This is a genomic window from Streptomyces sp. NPDC088400 (assembly GCF_044753355.1).
Lineage (GTDB): Bacteria > Actinomycetota > Actinomycetes > Streptomycetales > Streptomycetaceae > Streptomyces.
The window spans coordinates 44,212-61,516 of sequence record NZ_JBIVMZ010000025.1 but is presented as its reverse complement, the minus strand read 5'-3'; the positions used below and the strand labels follow the sequence as shown (position 1 = coordinate 61,516).

General features: G+C 69.4%; 14 protein-coding genes. 5 read left to right on the top strand and 9 right to left on the bottom strand.

Annotated elements, in window-relative coordinates; all coding sequences use genetic code 11:
• Positions 1-1,863: DNA polymerase III subunit alpha (dnaE, locus tag ACIQD6_RS35585; RefSeq protein ID WP_401891039.1), on the top strand; the 1,863-nt coding region annotated here is incomplete at its 5' end.
• A 40-nt stretch (positions 1,864-1,903) separates the two neighbouring features.
• Here the strand turns inward: dnaE and ACIQD6_RS35580 are convergent.
• The 4 genes from ACIQD6_RS35580 to ACIQD6_RS35565 are packed head-to-tail and all read right to left on the bottom strand — an operon-like array spanning position 1,904 to position 6,224.
• The gene (locus ACIQD6_RS35580; RefSeq protein WP_401891037.1) at positions 1,904-2,935 is read right to left on the bottom strand and encodes a LacI family DNA-binding transcriptional regulator; all 1,032 of its coding nucleotides are present in this window, start codon (positions 2,933-2,935) and stop codon (positions 1,904-1,906) included.
• A gap of 33 nt (positions 2,936-2,968) precedes the next feature.
• Positions 2,969-3,892, bottom strand: a complete 924-nt coding sequence (locus ACIQD6_RS35575; protein ID WP_401891035.1) for a carbohydrate ABC transporter permease — start codon at positions 3,890-3,892, stop codon at positions 2,969-2,971.
• Positions 3,889-4,908: a carbohydrate ABC transporter permease gene (locus ACIQD6_RS35570; RefSeq protein WP_401891034.1), complete on the bottom strand. Its 1,020-nt coding sequence runs from the start codon at positions 4,906-4,908 to the stop codon at positions 3,889-3,891. Before ACIQD6_RS35570 ends, ACIQD6_RS35575 begins: the two co-directional genes overlap by 4 nt.
• Positions 4,905-6,224 carry an ABC transporter substrate-binding protein gene (locus tag ACIQD6_RS35565; RefSeq protein ID WP_401891032.1) on the bottom strand — a complete coding sequence of 440 codons (1,320 nt, stop codon included), beginning with the start codon at positions 6,222-6,224 and terminating at the stop codon, positions 4,905-4,907. The genes ACIQD6_RS35570 and ACIQD6_RS35565 overlap by 4 nt, the downstream gene beginning before the upstream one ends.
• Before the next feature lie 200 nt (positions 6,225-6,424).
• Here ACIQD6_RS35565 and ACIQD6_RS35560 point away from each other — a divergent pair, with 200 nt between their 5' ends.
• Together ACIQD6_RS35560 and ACIQD6_RS35555 are read left to right on the top strand one after the other, a co-directional pair.
• Positions 6,425-8,446, top strand: coding sequence for a beta-galactosidase (locus tag ACIQD6_RS35560; protein ID WP_401891030.1), 2,022 nt, complete (start codon positions 6,425-6,427; stop codon positions 8,444-8,446).
• A 164-nt stretch (positions 8,447-8,610) separates the two neighbouring features.
• Entirely contained in the window at positions 8,611-10,179 is a 1,569-nt protein-coding gene (locus tag ACIQD6_RS35555) for an arabinogalactan endo-beta-1,4-galactanase (protein ID WP_401891028.1), read from the top strand.
• A gap of 169 nt (positions 10,180-10,348) precedes the next feature.
• Here the strand turns inward: ACIQD6_RS35555 and ACIQD6_RS35550 are convergent, their stop codons facing one another.
• Entirely contained in the window at positions 10,349-11,020 is a 672-nt protein-coding gene (locus ACIQD6_RS35550) for a Tat pathway signal sequence domain protein (protein WP_401891026.1), read from the bottom strand.
• Between the two features lie 683 nt (positions 11,021-11,703).
• On the opposite strand from ACIQD6_RS35550, the gene ACIQD6_RS35545 reads away from it, so the two are divergent.
• Together ACIQD6_RS35545 and ACIQD6_RS35540 are read left to right on the top strand one after the other, a co-directional pair.
• A complete protein-coding gene (locus tag ACIQD6_RS35545) occupies positions 11,704-12,345 on the top strand; it encodes a DUF6230 family protein (protein ID WP_401891025.1) in 642 nt (213 codons plus the stop codon).
• A 2-nt stretch (positions 12,346-12,347) separates the two neighbouring features.
• Entirely contained in the window at positions 12,348-12,791 is a 444-nt protein-coding gene (locus ACIQD6_RS35540) for a DUF6114 domain-containing protein (RefSeq protein ID WP_401891022.1), read from the top strand.
• Here ACIQD6_RS35540 and ACIQD6_RS35535 read toward each other — a convergent pair.
• From ACIQD6_RS35535 to ACIQD6_RS35520, 4 genes are all read right to left on the bottom strand, one after another.
• Complete coding sequence (locus ACIQD6_RS35535) at positions 12,706-14,109, bottom strand: acyltransferase family protein (RefSeq protein WP_401891020.1); 1,404 nt, start codon at positions 14,107-14,109, stop codon at positions 12,706-12,708. The genes ACIQD6_RS35540 and ACIQD6_RS35535 overlap by 86 nt on opposite strands.
• A gap of 183 nt (positions 14,110-14,292) precedes the next feature.
• Positions 14,293-15,330: an iron-siderophore ABC transporter substrate-binding protein gene (locus tag ACIQD6_RS35530; protein ID WP_401891046.1), complete on the bottom strand. Its 1,038-nt coding sequence runs from the start codon at positions 15,328-15,330 to the stop codon at positions 14,293-14,295.
• Positions 15,331-15,369: 39 nt separating this feature from the next.
• Positions 15,370-16,209, bottom strand: a complete 840-nt coding sequence (locus ACIQD6_RS35525; protein WP_401891018.1) for an ABC transporter ATP-binding protein — start codon at positions 16,207-16,209, stop codon at positions 15,370-15,372.
• A gap of 24 nt (positions 16,210-16,233) precedes the next feature.
• Positions 16,234-17,301 carry a FecCD family ABC transporter permease gene (locus ACIQD6_RS35520; protein ID WP_401891044.1) on the bottom strand — a complete coding sequence of 356 codons (1,068 nt, stop codon included), beginning with the start codon at positions 17,299-17,301 and terminating at the stop codon, positions 16,234-16,236.
• Positions 17,302-17,305 lie beyond the last annotated feature (4 nt).

The window sequence follows — 17,305 nt, the reverse complement described above, 5'->3', positions numbered from 1 at the left end:
TGTGAGTCGCTCGGCCTGCTGAAGATGGACTTCCTGGGCCTGCGGAACCTGACCATCATGGACGACGCCGTCAAGATGGTGAAGGCCAACAAGGGAACCGGACTCGACCTGCTGGCACTGCCGTTGGACGACCGGGCGACCTTCGAGCTGTTCGGCCGGGGCGACACACTCGGTGTGTTCCAGTTCGACGGCGGGCCCATGCGGTCGCTGATGCGGCTGATGAGACCCGACAACTTCGAGGACATCACAGCGGTCACCGCGCTGTACCGGCCGGGCCCGATGGGCATGAACTCGCATACGAACTACGCGCTGCGCAAGAACGGCCAGCAGGAGATCACACCGATCCACCCCGAGCTGGAGGAGCCCCTCAAAGAAGTGCTGGGGCTGACCCATGGGCTGGTCGTCTATCAGGAGCAGGTACAGAAGGCCGCCCAGGTGCTCGCCGGGTACACGCTCGGCCAGGCGGATCTGCTGCGCCGGGCGATGGGCAAGAAGAAGAAAGAGGTCCTCGACAAGGAGTTCGTACCGTTCCGCGACGGCTGCCGTGAGCGCGGCTACTCCGACGAGGCCGTCCAGGCGGTCTGGGACGTGCTGGTCCCGTTCGCCGGATACGCGTTCAACAAGGCACATGCCGCCGCGTACGCCCTTGTCTCCTACTGGACCGCGTACCTGAAGGCGAACTATCCGGCCGAGTACATGGCGGCGTTGTTGACGTCGGTGAAGGACGACAAGGACAAGTCGGCGGTCTATCTGAACGAGTGCCGGCGGATGGCGATCAAGGTGCTGCCGCCGAGTGTGAACGAGTCGCAGCCGAACTTCGCGGCGCAGGGTGACGATGTGATCCTGTTCGGTCTGACGGCGGTGCGCAACGTCGGGCAGAACGTGGTGGATTCGATCATCCGGTGCCGTAAGGCGAAGGGGAAGTACGCCACGTTCCCGGACTTCCTCGACAAGGTCGAGGCGGTCGTCTGCAACAAGCGGACGGTCGAGTCGCTGATCAAGGCCGGTGCCTTCGACGAGATGGGCCACACCCGCAAGGGGCTGGTCGCCCACCACGAGCCGATGATCGACAACGTGGTGCAGGTCAAGCGCAAGGAGGCCGAGGGACAGTTCGACCTCTTCGGCGGCGGCGGTGCGAGTGCGGACGAGAGTGGGAAGAGCGGTGCGGGGCGCGGAGACGAGGACAGCGGTGGGCCCGGGTTCGGCTTCGACGTCGAGTTCTCCGACGTCGAGTGGGACAAGTCGTATCTGCTCGCGCAGGAGCGCGAGATGCTGGGCCTGTACGTGTCCGACCATCCCCTCTTCGGTATCGAGCACGTCCTCTCCGACAAGTCGGACGCCGCGATCTCGCAGCTCACCGGGGGCGAGCACGGAGACGGCGCGGTCGTGACCATCGGCGGCATCATCTCCGGCCTCCAGCGCAAGATGACCAAGCAGGGCAACGCCTGGGCGATCGCGACGGTCGAGGACCTGGCCGGTTCGATCGAGTGCATGTTCTTCCCCGCCACCTACCAGCTGGTCTCGACCCAGCTGGTCGAGGACACCGTGGTCTTCGTCAAGGGCCGCCTCGACAAGCGCGAGGACATCCCCCGCCTGGTCGCCATGGAAATCAAGGTCCCCGACCTGAGTGGGGTGGGGGTCGACGCACCTGTCCGTCTCGACATGCACGAGGCGCAGGTGACTCCGCACGCGGTCGAGCAGCTCAAGAGGATCCTCCAGGCCCACCCGGGTCCGACCGAGGTGCGGTTAAGGGTGCGCGGACGTACCAGAACGACGGTGTACCGGCTGGGTTACCGCGTCACACTCCGCCCCGACTTCTGGGCCGACCTCAAGGCGGCGGTGGCCGTGACGCAAGCCCCATGAACCCAGGCCCGCGCCCCGCACCCACCGCTTCCCCGCCGCGTCAGGCCGATTCGCGGCGGACCAGCTCGGTGGGGAGGATGACCGTGGACGCGTCCTCCCCGCCGATCTGGGCGAGCAGCACCCGTACCATCTCCGCGCTGATGCGGTCCCACGGCTGGCGGATCGTGGTGAGCGGCGGCCTGGTGTCCAGGGCGGCGGGCGAGTCGTCGAAGCCGCCCACCGCGACATCGTCGGGCACCCGGCGTCCGCTGTGGTGGAGCGCGGTGAGAACACCCTGCGCCATGAGGTCGGACGCGACGAACACCGCGTCCAGGTCGGGGGCGCGCCTCAGCAGTTCCGCCGTCCCCGACTCGCCGCTGGCCCGGCTGTAGTCCCCGGAGACGACGAGCCGCTCATCGGGTTCGATGCCGGCCTCGGCGAGGATCTCCCGGTAACCGGCCAGCCGCTCGGTGCCGCCCGGGGTGTCCAGCGGCCCGGTCACCGTGGCGATGCGCCGGCGTCCCGCCCGGACGAGATGGCGCACCATCTCCCGCGCGCCGTCCCGGTCGTCGGCGGCCACGTAACTGACCTTCGAACTCTGCCCGAGCGGTTTGCCGCAGGCCACCAACGGAACGCGCGCCGCGCGCAGTTGCTCGGCGACCGGGTCGCCCCAGTGGCTGGACACCAGCAGGACACCGTCCACATGACCGGAGGTGATGTACCGCGTGATCCGGCGCCGTTCGTCCTTCGTACCCGCGATCATCAGCAGCAGCGGGATGTCGTGGCGGGCCAGCGCCTGGGTGCATCCGCGCAGCAGCACATTGAAGTTGGGATCCTCGAAGAACCGCTCCTGCGGTTCGGTGAGCAGGAACGCGACCGAGTCCGAGCGGCCCGTGATCAGGCTGCGCGCGTGCCGGTTGACGACATAACCGGTCTTGCGGATGGCGGTGTTGACCGCTTCCTCCGCGGACGGACTCACATAGTGGCCGCCGTTGAGTACGCGCGAGACGGTGCCCCGGGAGACACCCGCCTCTCGTGCCACGTCGTGGATCGTGGGCGGCTTGCGCCGGCCGTTGCTGCCCGTACGGCTCATACGTGCTGTTCCCTCGTGATCGTGCCTGTCGCGTCAGGACTTTACGGCCCCGGACAGCAGATCCAGGCTCCAGAACCGCTGGATGACCAGGAACAGCGCGATCAGGGGCAGCACCGCGAGCAGCGCGCCGGTGATCACCAGAGTGTAGAGGGCAGGTGTGTTGGAGCCCTGTTGGAGCAGGGTGTACAGGCCGAGTGTGACGGGGAACTTCCGGTCGTCGCCGAGCATGATGTACGGCAGCAGGAAGTTGTTCCAGATGGCCACGAACTGGAAGAGGAACACCGTCACCAGTCCCGGCAGCATCATCGGCAGTGCCACCGACCGGAAGATCCGCCACTCGCCGCCCCCGTCCATCCGGCCCGCCTCCACCACGTCGGGCGGTACGGACGCGGCCGCGTAGATCCGGGCGAGGTAGACGCCGTACGGAGAGAGGATCAGCGGCAGCAGTACGGACAGATAGCTGTCGGCCATGTCGGCCTTCGCCATCAGCAGATACTGCGGTACGGCGAGGATCACCGGCGGCATCAGCACACCGGCGAGCAGTATGTTGAAGATGCTCTCCCGGCCGCGGAAGCGGTAGATCGCGAGCGCGTACCCGCTGAGCGCGGACACCCCGGTCGACAGCAGGGCGCCGAGGCCCGCGTAGAAGAGGGAGTTGAGCATCCACCGCCAGTACACACCGTCGCGGTACGCGGACAGATCGGCGACGTTGCCGGCGAAGCCGGTGCCGGGCAGGAAGGTGAAGGTCGAGAACAGCTCCCGCCCGGACTTGGTGGAGGCCATCACGATCCAGGCCACCGGCAGCAGGCAGTACAGGGCGCCGAGCAGCAGTGCGACGGTCGGCACCCAGGCGATACGGCGCTGATCCGGTACGCGGCCGGGGCGCGGCGGTCCCTGCGCGGTGCCCGGAGTGGTGCCGGCGGCGGGTGCGGTACGGCGGGTGGTGAGAGCGGTCATGGGGTCTCTCCCCGGTTCGAACGGGAGCCCACGGTCTTGAGGAAGCCGAAGGACAGCACAAGGGTGATGGCGGCGATGACGACCGAGGTGGCGGCCGCCGAGTAGATGTCGCCCTTGACGAAAGCGTCCTGGTACACCTTCATCAGCGGGGACCAGGTGCTGGGCAGCGAGTTGGTCAGCGGTCTGAGGGTGGTGGGTTCGCTGAACACCTGGAGTGTCGCGATGATCGAGAAGAAGAAGGTCAGCACCAGGGACGGGGCGACGATCGGGATCTTGATCCGCAGGGCCGTCTGGAACTGCGAGCAGCCGTCGAGCCTGGCCGCCTCGTAGATCTCGGCGGGTATGGAGCGCAGCGAGGTGTAGATGACGATCATGTTGAAGCCGGTGCCGCCCCACAGGGCGATATTGGCCAGGGCCACATAGAGCGGCCCGCCGTCCAGCAGATCCGGCTGCGGCAGGCCCGCCCTCTGAAGCAGGTAGTGGAACGGGCTGACGTCCGGCAGGTAGAGGAAGCCCCACATCAGCGCGGCGATCACCCCGGGGACGGCGTACGGCAGGAAGATCGCGAGCCGGGAGAAGCCACCGAGCCGGGTGCGCTCGGCGTCCAGCATCAGCGCCAGGACCAGGGCGAGTCCGAGCATCGAGGGCACCACGATCGCCCCGTAGCCCAGCACCCGCAGGGCGCTGCCGAGGAGTTCGGAGTCGGACAGCGCGCCGGTGTAGTTGGACAGCCCGGCCCACACCTCCTCGCGTGCGCCCCGACCGAGCCCCAGCCCCTTGACCTCGACCTTGCGCAGGCTCAGATAGAGGGCGTAGCCGATGGGCAGGGCGAAGAAGAGCGCGAACAGGACGACGGCGGGGAGGAGGAACGCGTACGGGGCGCCGCGTACGCGCCGGCCGGCGCGTCCCCGGCCCGCGCGTTCCCGGCCGACGGGAGCCGGTGGGGCCTGAGAGGTTCTGGTGGTGCCCGGTGCGCGGCCCGGGCCGCGCACCGGGCGGGTGTCGGCGGCCTTCACCCCTTGACCTCGAAGCCCTGCTTCTGGAGGTCGGCGACGGTGGCCCGCTGCATGGTGGCGAGGGCCCCGGGGAAGTCCGACTTGTTCTTGGCGGCCTGCGCGAAGGAGTCCCGGAAGGTGGTGTACGCGACGTTCACATTCGGGCCCCACGCGGAGGGCGCGGTGGTCTTCGCGATCTCGGCGGCCTTCGCGTAGAAGTCCGGCTGGTTCGGGAAGAAGCCGGGGGCCGCGCTGAGCGCGCCGCCGGTCTGGGCGGCGGTGGCGGCCGGGTAGATGCCGCCCTCCTTCACCAGCGCGGCCAGTGCCTCGCTGTCCGTGTTCAGCCAGCTCGCGAACCGTGCGGCGGCCTTCTTGTGCTTCGAGTCGGTGGTGACGCCGGTGGACGAGCCGCCCCAACTGCCGGTGGCCTGCTGCCCCTTGCTCCACTGCGGCAGCGGCGCCATGGCCCACTTGCCCGTGGTGTCGGGCGCCGCCGTCGTCAGGGTGCCCGGTGCCCACACCGCGCTCACCCAGGCGATCTGCTTGCCCGTGTTCAGCGCCTTGTTCCAGGCCGGGGTGTACATCGGCTGGTTGTCGACGGCGCCTTCCGCGACCAGATCACCCCAGAAGCCAGCGACCTTCTTGGTGGCGGCGTCGTCGATCGCGACGTTCCAGGTCTCGCCCTTGGTGGTCCACCACCGGGCGCCCGCCTGCTGCGCGAGGCCGGCGAAGAGGCCCGCGTCGTTGCTGGAGAACGTGGTCAGCGCCTTGGACGGGTCCTTCTTCTTCAGGGCGCGCGCGGTCTTCGCGAACTCGTCCCAGGTCTCCGGGACCGTCAGCCCGTACTTCTTGAAGAGATCCGCGCGGTAGTAGAACATCATCGGCCCGGAGTCCTGCGGCACCGCGTAGACGGCGTCGGTGCCGAGGGTGGTCTGCTGCCAGACACCGGGAGCGAACTTGCCCTCGACACCGGAGACTTCGGAGGAGACGTCCGCCAGGACGTTGTTGCTGACGAGGGTCGGCAGCGCCTGGTACTCGGCCTGCACCAGGTCCGGGGCCTTCTTCGCCTTGGCCGCGGTGATGATCTTGGTGACGAGGTCGTCCCCGGAGGCCTGCTTCTTGACCGTCACCGTGATGCCGGTCTTCTTGCCCTCCGTCGCGTTCCAGATGCCGGCGACCTTGTCCATGCCGGGTGCCCAGGCCCAGTAGGTGAGCGCGGCGGGACCACTGGACTCCGGGTCGCCGTCGTCGCCCGAGCCGCAGGCGGCGAGGGTGGTGACGCCGAGCGCGAGGGTGAGGGACGTGGCCACGAGGCGTCGTCGCGTCGTGAATTGCATGGTGTTACTCCCCTGACGAAGGTCTCCGCGATGAGTGCGGCCGACCGGCCATGCTCTGTGAGCGTTCACAGTAGAGAAACTTTCCGGACACTTGTCAATGGTTGTTCCTGTGCGCTTATGTTGGCTCTGCGTCGCCGCCTCAGTGTGTGCACGTTCCCAGACCGTGTATCAATCTTCTGCATGCCGTACAGGAGGCATCCATGCCGGATACCGCACCCGAGGGCCTCGAAGGACTCGCGTACGGCGGGGACTACAACCCCGAACAATGGCCGGAGGACGTCTGGGCGGAGGACGTCCGTCTCATGCGCGAGGCCGGCGTCACCCTGGTGAGCATCGGGATCTTCTCCTGGGCCCTGATCGAACCCGAGCCGGGCCGCTACGACTTCGGCCGGCTGGACCGGATCGTCGCCCTGCTGCACGAGAACGGCATCCGGATCGACCTCGGCACCCCCACTGTCGCCCCGCCCGCCTGGTTCTACCGCGCCCACCCGGAGGCGCTCCCCGTGAGCCGGGAGGGCATGCGGTACGCGTTCGGGTCGCGCGGCGCGATCTGCCACAGCTCGACGGCGTACCGCACGGCCGCCGCGGCCGTCACCGAGCAGCTCGTCCGCCGCTACGGCAGCCACCCGGCGCTGGCGCTCTGGCACGTCCACAACGAGTACGGCGTCCCCGTCAGCGCCTGCTACTGCGAGAACTGCGCCGCCCACTTCCGCCGCTGGCTGACCGCCACCTACGGGAACGTGGAGGGGGTCAACGAGGCATGGGGCACGGCCTTCTGGGGCCAGCACTACGGATCCGTCGAGGAGATCGAGCCGCCCCGCGCCACCCCCACCGTGTGCAATCCCGCGCACCTCCTCGACTACGCGCGCTTCGCCGACGCCACCATGCGGGAGAACTTCGTACGGGAACGCGACATCCTGCACCGGCTCTCCCCGGGGATCCCGGTCACCACCAACTTCATGACCGCCCTCAGCCAGTGCGACTCCGTCGACTACTGGGCCTGGGGACGGGAGGTGGACCTGGTCACCAACGACCACTACCTCATCACCGACGGCCGGCGGACCCATGTGAACCTCGCCATGACCGCCGACCTCACCCGCTCCGTGGCGGGCGGCGCCCCCTGGCTGCTGCTCGAACACTCCACCAGCGGAGTCAGCTGGCAGCCCCGCAACCCCGCCAAGGCGCCGGGCCAGATGGCCAGGAACAGCCTCGCCCATGTGGCCCGCGGCTCCGACGGCGCGATGTTCTTCCAGTGGCGCCAGTCCCGGCGCGGCGCCGAGAAGTTCCACTCGTCGATGCTCCCGCACGCCGGCACCGACAGCCGCGTCTGGCGCGAAGTCGTCCGGCTCGGCGCCGACTTGGACAGTCTGGCGCCGGTACGGGGTACGAGAACGGTCGCCGACGCCGCCATGCTCTGGGACTGGCAGTCCTGGTGGGCCCAGCGGCTGGAATGGCGGCCGAGCGAGGACCACGACGCCCGCGAGCGGGCCGACAGCTTCTACGAGGCGCTCTACGACCGGCATCTCACCCTCGACTTCGCCCACCCGGAAGCCGATCTGTCGGCCTACCCGCTCGTCGTGGTGCCCGCCCTCTACCTCGCGAGCGAGGCCACCGGCCGCAATCTGCGGACGTACGTCGAGAACGGCGGCACCCTGGTCGTCTCGTACTTCTCCGGCATCGTCGACGAGCACGACGCCGTCCACCCCGGCGCCTACCCCGGCGTCCTGCGGGACGTACTCGGCCTGACCGTCGAGGAGTTCTCGCCCCTCGGCGAAGGCGAACGGGTCCGGATCACCGCGGCCGACGGCTCCGAGCTGACCGGAGACGTGTGGAGCGAGTTCGTGGTCCCGCGCGGCGCCGAGACGGTCTGGACCTACGCGGACGGACTCGCCGCCGGTCAACCGGCCATCACCCGGCACCGGCTGGGCCGGGGGACCGCCTGGTACATCTCGACCCGCCTGACGCCCGCCGCCCTCGACACGGTCCTCGGCGCCGCCACCGAGGACGCCGGCCTGACGCCGCGCACCGATCTGCCGCGCGACGTCGAGGTGGTGCGGCGCTCCGGCGAGAGCGGCGAGTACGTCTTCGTCGTCAACCACACCGGGACGGACACCAAGGTGCCCCTGCCCGGCCACGGGACCGAACTCCTCACCGGCGAACGGGCCGCGGGCCGGCTCGCCCTGCCGGGCGGAGCGGTACGTGTCGTGAGGCTCGACAGCTGAACCCGCCGTCCCACCCGTCCTACCCGTCCCACCCCTGACCTCCCGGGCCGCGCCTGTCATTTCGCGGCGCGGCCCGGGAGCACCACCGTTCTTCCCCGCGTACGGTCGAAGGGACATCGACGATGCACTCCGCACACCGCCCATGGCGCAGACCGCTCAGAGCCATGGCCATATCCGCGCTCGGCGCGCTGCTCCTGACAGCCCTGCCCGCCCACGCGCAGGCGCAGCCCGCGGCGACGCCACGGGCCAAGGCCGCCGCCACCCTCACCAACGCCGGATTCGAGACCGACGGAACCGGTACGAGCACCCCGTCCGGCTGGAGCACCTACTCGGCGGGCGGCCAGAACACCGCCTCCTTCACGGAGGCCGGAGGTTACAGCGGCAGCCACCGCCTCACCCACTGGTCGGCGTCGGCCTACAAGGTCGAGACGTACCAGTACCTGACCGGACTGACCGACGGGAACTACACCCTCAGCGCCCGGGTACGCTCCAGCGGCGGCCAGAACGCCACCTACATCGCCCTGCGCGGCTGTGGCAGCACCGAACAGCGCACCGATCTTCCGCCGACGGCCAACGGTCAGTGGATCCGCCTCGTGACCTCGGTGAACGTCCGTGGCGGGGCCTGCACCATCAGCCTCAACTCCGACGCCCACGCCGGGGAATGGGCCAACTTCGACGATCTCACCCTCACACCGGGGGCGACGGGTCTGTCCGTCAAGGGCGGTGACGTCTCGACACTCGCGAAGAACGAGGCCTTCGGAGCCACCTACCGCACCGCCGACGGTACGAGCGGGAACGCCCTGGGCGTACTGCGCGGCGCCGGAATGAACTACGCGCGGCTCAAGGTCTGGGTGAACCCGGCCGACGGCTACAACGACAAGAAGAATGTCCTCGCGATGGCCACGCGGATCAAGGCCCAGGGCATGAAGCTCCTGGTCGACTTCCACTACTCGGACCGCTGGGCCGACCCCGGTCAGCAGAACAAGCCGGCCGCCTGGGCCTCGCACTCGTACAGCCAGCTGCGGACCGACGTCTACAACCACACCTTCGACGTCCTGAACGCCCTCAAGGCGCAGGGCACCACCGCCGACATGGTCCAGATCGGCAACGAGACCAATGCCGGCATGCTGTGGCCGGAGGGTTCCACCGACAACTGGACCCAGCTCGCCGGTCTGCTCACCTCGGGCGCCCAGGCGGCGAAGGCCGTCGCGTCCTCCACCAAGGTCGCTCTGCATCTGGCCAAGGGCGGCGACAACGCGGGCACCCGCTGGTGGTTCGACCAGGCGGTGGCGCGCGGTGTGCCGTTCGACGTCATCGCCCTGTCGTACTACGGCTACTGGCACGGGCCGCTCTCGGATCTCCAGACCAATCTGGACGATGTGTCGGCGCGCTACGGGAAGCCGGTGCTCGTGGCGGAGACCGCGTACGCGCACACCCTCGCCAATGACGACTTCCTGGCGAACAACGTGTCCTCGGCCGGCCAGCTGCCGGCCGGCTACCCGGCGACACCGGCCGGTCAGGCGGCCAATCTCCGGGACGTGATGAATGTCGTGGAGGCGGTCCCGGGCGGCCGGGGCCTGGGGATCGTCTACTGGGAACCGGCGTGGACCGCGGTCCGGGGGAGCGGCTGGGATCCGCAGGACCCCGCGTCCGGAAACGCCTGGGAGAACCAGGCGCTCTTCGGGTACGACGACAGGCTGTTGCCCGCGGCGGGCTGGTTCGGACACCGGTAGGAGGAGCGCGCGGCTGCGACCGGTGCCCCTCCCGGCGAACACTGCCGGGAGGGGCACCGGTCGCGCTGCCGGGAGAGGCACCGGCGAAGGACACGTCCCCCGGCGGACCGGAACATCCGGATCCGCCGGGGGACGTATCAGTGTGTCCGCACGGTCAGTTGACGTGACGTCAGTTGACGAACACGCTCGGGCTTCCGGACTGGCTCGTGTCCTTCACCGGCCCGTACTTGGCGGAGAAGTAGCTGGACGACGGGCAGGTGATGGGCCCTCCCGACTTGCTGAACAGCTGGTTGGCGAACGTGATGGAGTTGTCCGTGTTCGACGTGGTGCCGTTGAGACCTGTCGAGGTGTAGGTGCAGGTCGTCAGGCCGAGCAGGGTGTTGAGCTTGACGGTCGTCTGCAACCCGCCGCCGACCCCCACCGTGATCGGCCCGCCGGAGGTGACCGACGTGACGGCCGGCAGTTTCTCGACCGTGATGCTCTGGACTCCGGTGGTGCCCAGGATGTTCGACGTGCAGCCACCGAAGGTCTGCGCCGTGAGCGACTCGGTGGCGGTGCCCGGAGCGGCCGGATTGGCCGTCACGGTGGCGGTGAACCCGGAAGCGGTGCAGGTGATGCCGGTGGTTCCGCCGACGGAGGTGCGGATCGCGACGGTCGTACCGGCGCTCAGTGACGAGGTCAGCACGTCCCCGACGGCGACGGCCGAACCGGCGGCGCCGCCGTAGGTGAGGACGTTCCCGGCGGCGGGCGCCGTCCCGGTGGCGAATGCCTGCCCGGCGGCGAGGAGAGCGGCCGCCGCGGTGAAGCCGGCGGTGGCGAGGACAGTGCGTCGAGCACCCATACGAAGTCCCTTTCGCGAGTGGAGGTGTTGACGTACGCGTGGTGGCGGGGGGCCGGGTACGGCCGGGCCGGACACGGAGTCCGGCACCGCGCGACCCACTGCGGCTCTGCCGTGGGTCACACACCCGCCGCGGCCGCGCCGCGCGCGTCGTCGATGGCGCAGGACGGCGGAGGCGAGGAGGGCGATGAGGCCGTTCCGCGCCTGCGACGTGCTGACGGTGGGGGGAGAAGGTCTGCCCTGGGTGGTTGAGACGGCGCGTCCACCTGGAGGGCGTCCGGGGCTGGAGGGTGTCCGGGGCCTGGAGCACGGGGGAGGAGCGGAAGTGGAACAGGCCCGGCGCCACGGACCTGTTCCACGCCACGGACGAGTGCGGCACAGAAGGAAACCCAAGAGGGTTGTAGACCTGTCCGATGGATGGAGTCAAGGGTCCGGGAGGAAAGAGACCGAGGGAAGTTACCCGCGGTACCCAGACGTCAGAGGTGCCTGCCACAGGTGCACACATGGTCAACACCCAATTTTCACAAGGTAGTTGACCCCGTCGATACCTGGGAGTAACTTTCGGGTCGACTCCCACGGCCGCGCCGGTGACACACCCCGAGGGACCCTGCCGGCGCCGGGAGCTGTCCGCGCCAGGACTTCGCCGCTCAAGCTCGTTCCGGTCACCACATCTTCAGGAGCAGCTCATGGCCACGTCCGAAGTCACCGGCGGTGAAACGCCGGAGAGAACTTTACGGCGGGGGAGAGTGCGGTTCCGCCGCGCCGCGCTCATGGGCGCACCCGCGCTCGCCGCGGCCGCCACTCTCGTGATCCTCACCGCCCAGGGCGCGATCGCCGCCCAGTTCGCCATCTCCGGCATGCCGTTCACCGTCACCGCGGACCGTATGGAGGGCAGGGGCTTCGAGCAGTTCGGCGGCATGGACAACATGGCGGAGGGAAGTCCCAACGCCGGCGACACCGGAGGGCAGGTCCTGGTGGTGGTCTCCGCCATCAAGACCGCCAAACTGACGAAACTGTGCCAGAGCGTCGAACTCGGTGGCACCTTCCTGCACATCACCGCGGGCGACAAGGGAACGCCCGTGACCGCGACCGATCTGACGACCGACTCGACCGTCCTCACGGGCAACACCGCGGACTTCGACAACATCGAGATCGGCGGGGACGCCAGCACCTTCGACAAGGCGGGCGTCAAGGGACCCCTGGGCGTCTTCGGCCAGCAGGCCGACACGGTCACCATCACCAAGCTGCGGCAGACCAACTGGGCGACCACGGCCGCCAAGTTCCGGCTGCCCAACCTCCACCTCGGCTTCAGTTCCCAGGGCTGCTGAGCGTGGATCCTCGCGAAACGGAGCCCCCGGCCGGGACAGCCGTCCCGGCCGGGGGCCGCCGTCCCGTGCGCTCCTTCAGGGCCTGGCGCAGGCGCCGCCCTTTCTGGGGCGGACTTCTCCTGCTGCTCGGCGGCGGTGAGATCCTGCTCACCGAGCAGGCCTCCATCTCGGTCGTCCTCCAGGCGGGCGCGGGCGGCATCGCCGCCTATCTGCTCCCGCTGGTGATGGCCGTGTGCGGACTCCTCGTCCTGCTGAACCCCGCCCAGCGGCTGTTCTACTCGGTCATCGGCGTACTGGTCTCGCTGGGCACCTGGGTCACCTCCAACCTCGGCGGGTTCTTCATCGGTCTGCTGCTCGGCCTCATCGGCAGTTCTCTGGCTTTCGGCTGGCTGCCCGATCAGGAGCCGCGCCGCTGGAGGCGACGGTCACGCCACGAGACGGCGTGACACCGCCCGGGCCGTCCGGCTTCCGGCGCCGGGTCAGCGGCCGCTCGACGAGGTAGTGGGAGGCGAGGGCCGCGGCGAAACTGGCGGCGACAGTGGCGGGCCCGTGCCAGGCGGCGTCCACTCCCAGGTCGGAGATGAGCCGGCCGATCGGGTAATGCCACAGGTACAGGCCGTAGCTGAGGTTCTGTCCGATCCAGACCAGCGGCGCCAGGGACAGCATCCGGGACAGCCGGGCGCGCGGGCGCAGTTCCAGCGCGGCCAGCACCGTGGCCGACAGGACGGCGGCCACCAGGAAGCCGACGGTGTACCAGGGCATGGACCAGGCGCCGGCCCCGGTCAGCGGAACCTGCCAGACGATCAGGGCCAGCACCGCGAGCGCGGGCCAGGCCAGCCGGCCCGACCACCGCGCCAGCGCGGCGAGCCGCCGGTCCTCGCTGTGCAGCCGGGCGACCACCACGGCCAGCAGCGCACCGACCAGCAGTTGGTCGGCGCGGGTGTCCATGCCGTTGTAGATACGGTGTGCCGCGCTCGGGCTCCACAGGACGAAGCGCCACACCAGGGGCAGCAGGCACAGCGCCGCCGTGCAGAGCAGCACCGTACGCGCCCCGACCCGGCGCAGGAGCAGCAGCAGAATCGGCGGCCAGAGCAGGTAGAACTGCTCCTCCACGCTCAGTGACCAGGTGTGGGAGAGGAGAGAGGTGTCGCTGGAGTAGATACCGGGCTGCGCCGCCCGGACGATGTTCATCAGGAACGTCGCGGACAGGACGACGGCCGCCCAGGCGTTGTCGAAGCCGGGCAGCCGGGTGGTGAGGGCCAGAACGGCGCACACCGCGCAGACGGCCAGCAGGGCCGGGACCAGCCGGAGCCAGCGTCGCCAGTAGAAACCGCGCAGGGCGACATCGCCGGTACGGGCGAACTCCGCCAGCAGCAGCCGGGTGATGACGAAGCCGCTGATGGTGAAGAAGACATCGACACCGAGGGAGCCACCCGGCAGCAGGTCCGGCTCCAGGTGGTAGACCATGACCAGCGCCACGGCCACCGCCCGCAGCCCGTCCACGCCCCGCACCCGTCGGCCGCGCAGCGCGGAGGGGAAACCGCGCCCGTCCCGGTCGGACCGCCCTCCCCGGTAGAGCCGCCCACCCACGCGCACCGGGATCAGATCCCACGCGAGACCGGGCCGGACGCCTTCGCGCCCGGCCCGTTGAGGCAGTTGTACGGTGCTGCCGCCCGGTCTGTCCGGGCCGCTCGCGCTGTCCTCTTCCGTCGCTCCGGGCGCCGCCGTCCCCGCCGTCGCTTCCGTAGTCCGAGTGCTGTCCATTTACAGCCCGTGCCCGCAAAGCGATCGGGCACGCGGGAGTTCATCGAATCCTCAGAAAGCGCGTGCGTGCCCGAGAGAAAGCGCGTGCGTGCCCGAGCCTGGAATACGCCGTACGGCTCTGCCGCGGTGGCTGCGCGAACATGGCACTGCGTGAGCACACGGCGATACGTGAAGCACACGGCTCTACTTGAGCGGCTCCGCGAACAGCGGGACGACCTTCTCCAGCGCGTACACCACCGAGAGCACCGAGTCCGTCGCGAAGGCCGAACTGAGGTTTTCGTCGTCGAACACCACGGAATGGCCGGCCTTGACAGACGGGATCGCCTTGTACAGAGGGTCGTCGCTGATCGTCTTGGCGTCGACCCCGATGGGGGCCATCACCGTCAGATCGGCGTCGAGCAGGTCGAGGTTCTCGCGGGAGACCGTGATGGAGAACGAGTCGCCGGCCTTGGCGTCGATATCGGGGCTGTTCTTGAAACCGAGGCGTTCGACGAAGTCGACGCGGCCCGTGCCGCGCACATAGGCGCCGAACGCGCTGCCGGTCCGGGAGCCGAGCGCGATCGTCCTGCCCTTGAACTCGGGGTGGGCGGCGACGGCGGCCGCGAACTTCTTCTCGGTCGCCGCGATGAGCTGCTTGCCCTTGTCGGCGACGCCCAGGGCGGTCGAGACCATCTCGGTCTGCTTCTCCCACGAGATCTTGTACTGGTCACCGCCCTTGGGGACACCTATGGTGGGGGCGATCTTGCTCAGTGTGTCGTAACGTTCCTGCGCACCACTGGACTTGGTGTCCAGGATGAGATCGGGTTCGAGGGCCGCGATCTTCTCGAACTCGGGCTCCAGCGTGCCGATCATCCGCGGGCTCTTCTTGTAGAGGCCCTTGGCCCACGGACCCACCCCGTCGCCGCCGAACGCCAGCCAGTCGCTCGCTCCGACGGGCTGCACTCCGAGCGCCAGCACGGCTTCCGCGTCGCCCCAGCCCAACGCGACGACACGCTTGGGCTGTTGCTTGACGGTGACATCGCCGAACTTGGTCGCGACCGTGGCCGGGAACGCGCCCGACGCGGCGCCGGACGCGCCGTCCGACGACGTGTCCTCGGACGATGACGTACCGCAGGCGGTCAACCCCACGACCAGGGCCGTGAGAACGGCCCACAACGCCACAGGAGCCGGACGGGAACGACGGGTCGGGGTGGCGGAGTGAACAGAGGGAGCCGGAGACATTCTTCGCATTCGCATGTATTTAGGTTAGCCTAACCTGTGTTACTTCAAGGCTGCGGGGTTCTGCTTTTCCGGCGCCTCACCGATGATGTGGTGCCGTCCGATGGGCACGATCATCGGAGTCCCCGAAGCGGGATCCTCCGTGACCGAGCACCGCATCCCGAACACGTCGGAGACCAGCTCCGCCGTCACGATCTCCGTGGGAGCCCCCTTCGCCACGATCCGCCCGTCCTTCATGGCGATCAGGTGATCGGCGTAGCGGCAGGCCAGGTTGAGGTCGTGCAGGACCACCACGGTGGTGGAGCCGTACTCACGGTTGAGGTCGGTCAGCAGGTCCAGTACGTCGAGCTGGTGGCTGATGTCGAGATACGTGGTCGGCTCGTCCAGCAGAAGGATGTCCGTACGCTGGGAGAGCGCCATGGCGATCCACACCCGCTGCCGCTGGCCGCCCGACAGTTCGTCGACCGGCCGCGCCGCGAGTTCCAGCACATCGGTGGCCAGCAGGGCCCGCGCCACGGCCGTGTCGTCCTCGGCCGTCCAGCGGCGGAACCAGCCCTGGTGCGGATACCGGCCCCGGCCCACCAGGTCGCTCACCGTGATGCCGTCGGGCGCCACCGGGCTCTGCGGCAGGATGCCGAGGACCGTGGCGACCTCCTTGGTCGGCATCTCCTGGATGTTCCTGCCGTCGAGGAGCACGCTCCCTGAGGACGGCGCCAGCAGCCGGGCCATCGAACGCAACAGGGTGGATTTCCCGCATGCGTTCGGGCCGACGATCATGGTGATCGCGCCCGGCGGTATGTCGACACTCAGCCCGCTGACGACCTCACGCCCGTCGTAGCCGAGCCGGACGTCCCGCGCCTGGAGAGTGTGCTCCGCACTCATGTGCAGATCCTTCCGTTCCATCATTCATCCGCCCCTGCCCACCCGGTTCGCGCGAGCCAGAAGCCACAGCAGATACGGCGCACCGATCACACTCGTCACCACACCCACCGGGAACTGGGTGGCCCCCAGCAGATGCTGTGCGGCGAAGTCCGCGACGAGCACGATCAACGACCCGGTCAGCGCGGCGGGCAGCAGCGCGGCGCCCTGGCGCGGGACGAGGCGCCGCGCGATCGGCGCGGACACGAACGCCACGAAGGCCACCGGACCGGCCGCGGCAGTCGCCACCCCGGTGAGCGTCACCGCGCAGGCGAGCAGGGCGAGGCGCCCGCGCTCCACCCGGCTGCCGAGCCCCACCGCGGTCTCGTCGCCCAGTTGCAGCGTGCGCAGTGAACGTGCCGCGAGAAACGTCAGCGGTACGAGCACCGCCATGGCTCCCACGAGGGGCCACAGCTGGTTCCAGGAACGGCCGTTGAGGCTTCCCGTCAGCCACGCCAGCGCGTCCTGTGCCACGGCCACGTCGGAGCTGGTCATCAGGTGCGAAATCATGCTGGACAGTGCCGCGCCGATGCCGATGCCGATCAGGACGAGCCGGTATCCGGTCACACCGCCGCGCCACGCGAGCGAGTAGATCGCCGCGGCGGCCAGTACGGCACCGAGCAGCGCGCTCGCGGAGAGCGCGTAGCCGCCGGCACCGAAGGCCACACTGGCCAGGACCGCCGCGGCGCTGGCACCCGAGCTGATACCGATCACATCGGGGCTGGCCAGCGGGTTGCGCAGCAGCGTCTGGAACACGATGCCCGAGAGGCCGAACGCGGCTCCGACGAAGGCCCCGATCAGCGCCCGGGGCAGCCGCAGTTCGAGGACGACGAACCGCGAACCGGCGTCGCCTCCGCCGAACAGGGTGGCCACCACATCGGCCGCCGGGACGACCAGGTCGCCGAAGGCCAGGGTCGTGCACAGGGCGGCCAGTACGGCGGCCAGCAGCGCGAAGGAGACGGCGGTGGAACGGGCCCGGCCGGCCCGGCGGACGCGGGCGACCTCCCGTACCGCACCGGCCAGCCGGTCCTCCGGGGATCCGCCGTCCGGAGACATGCCC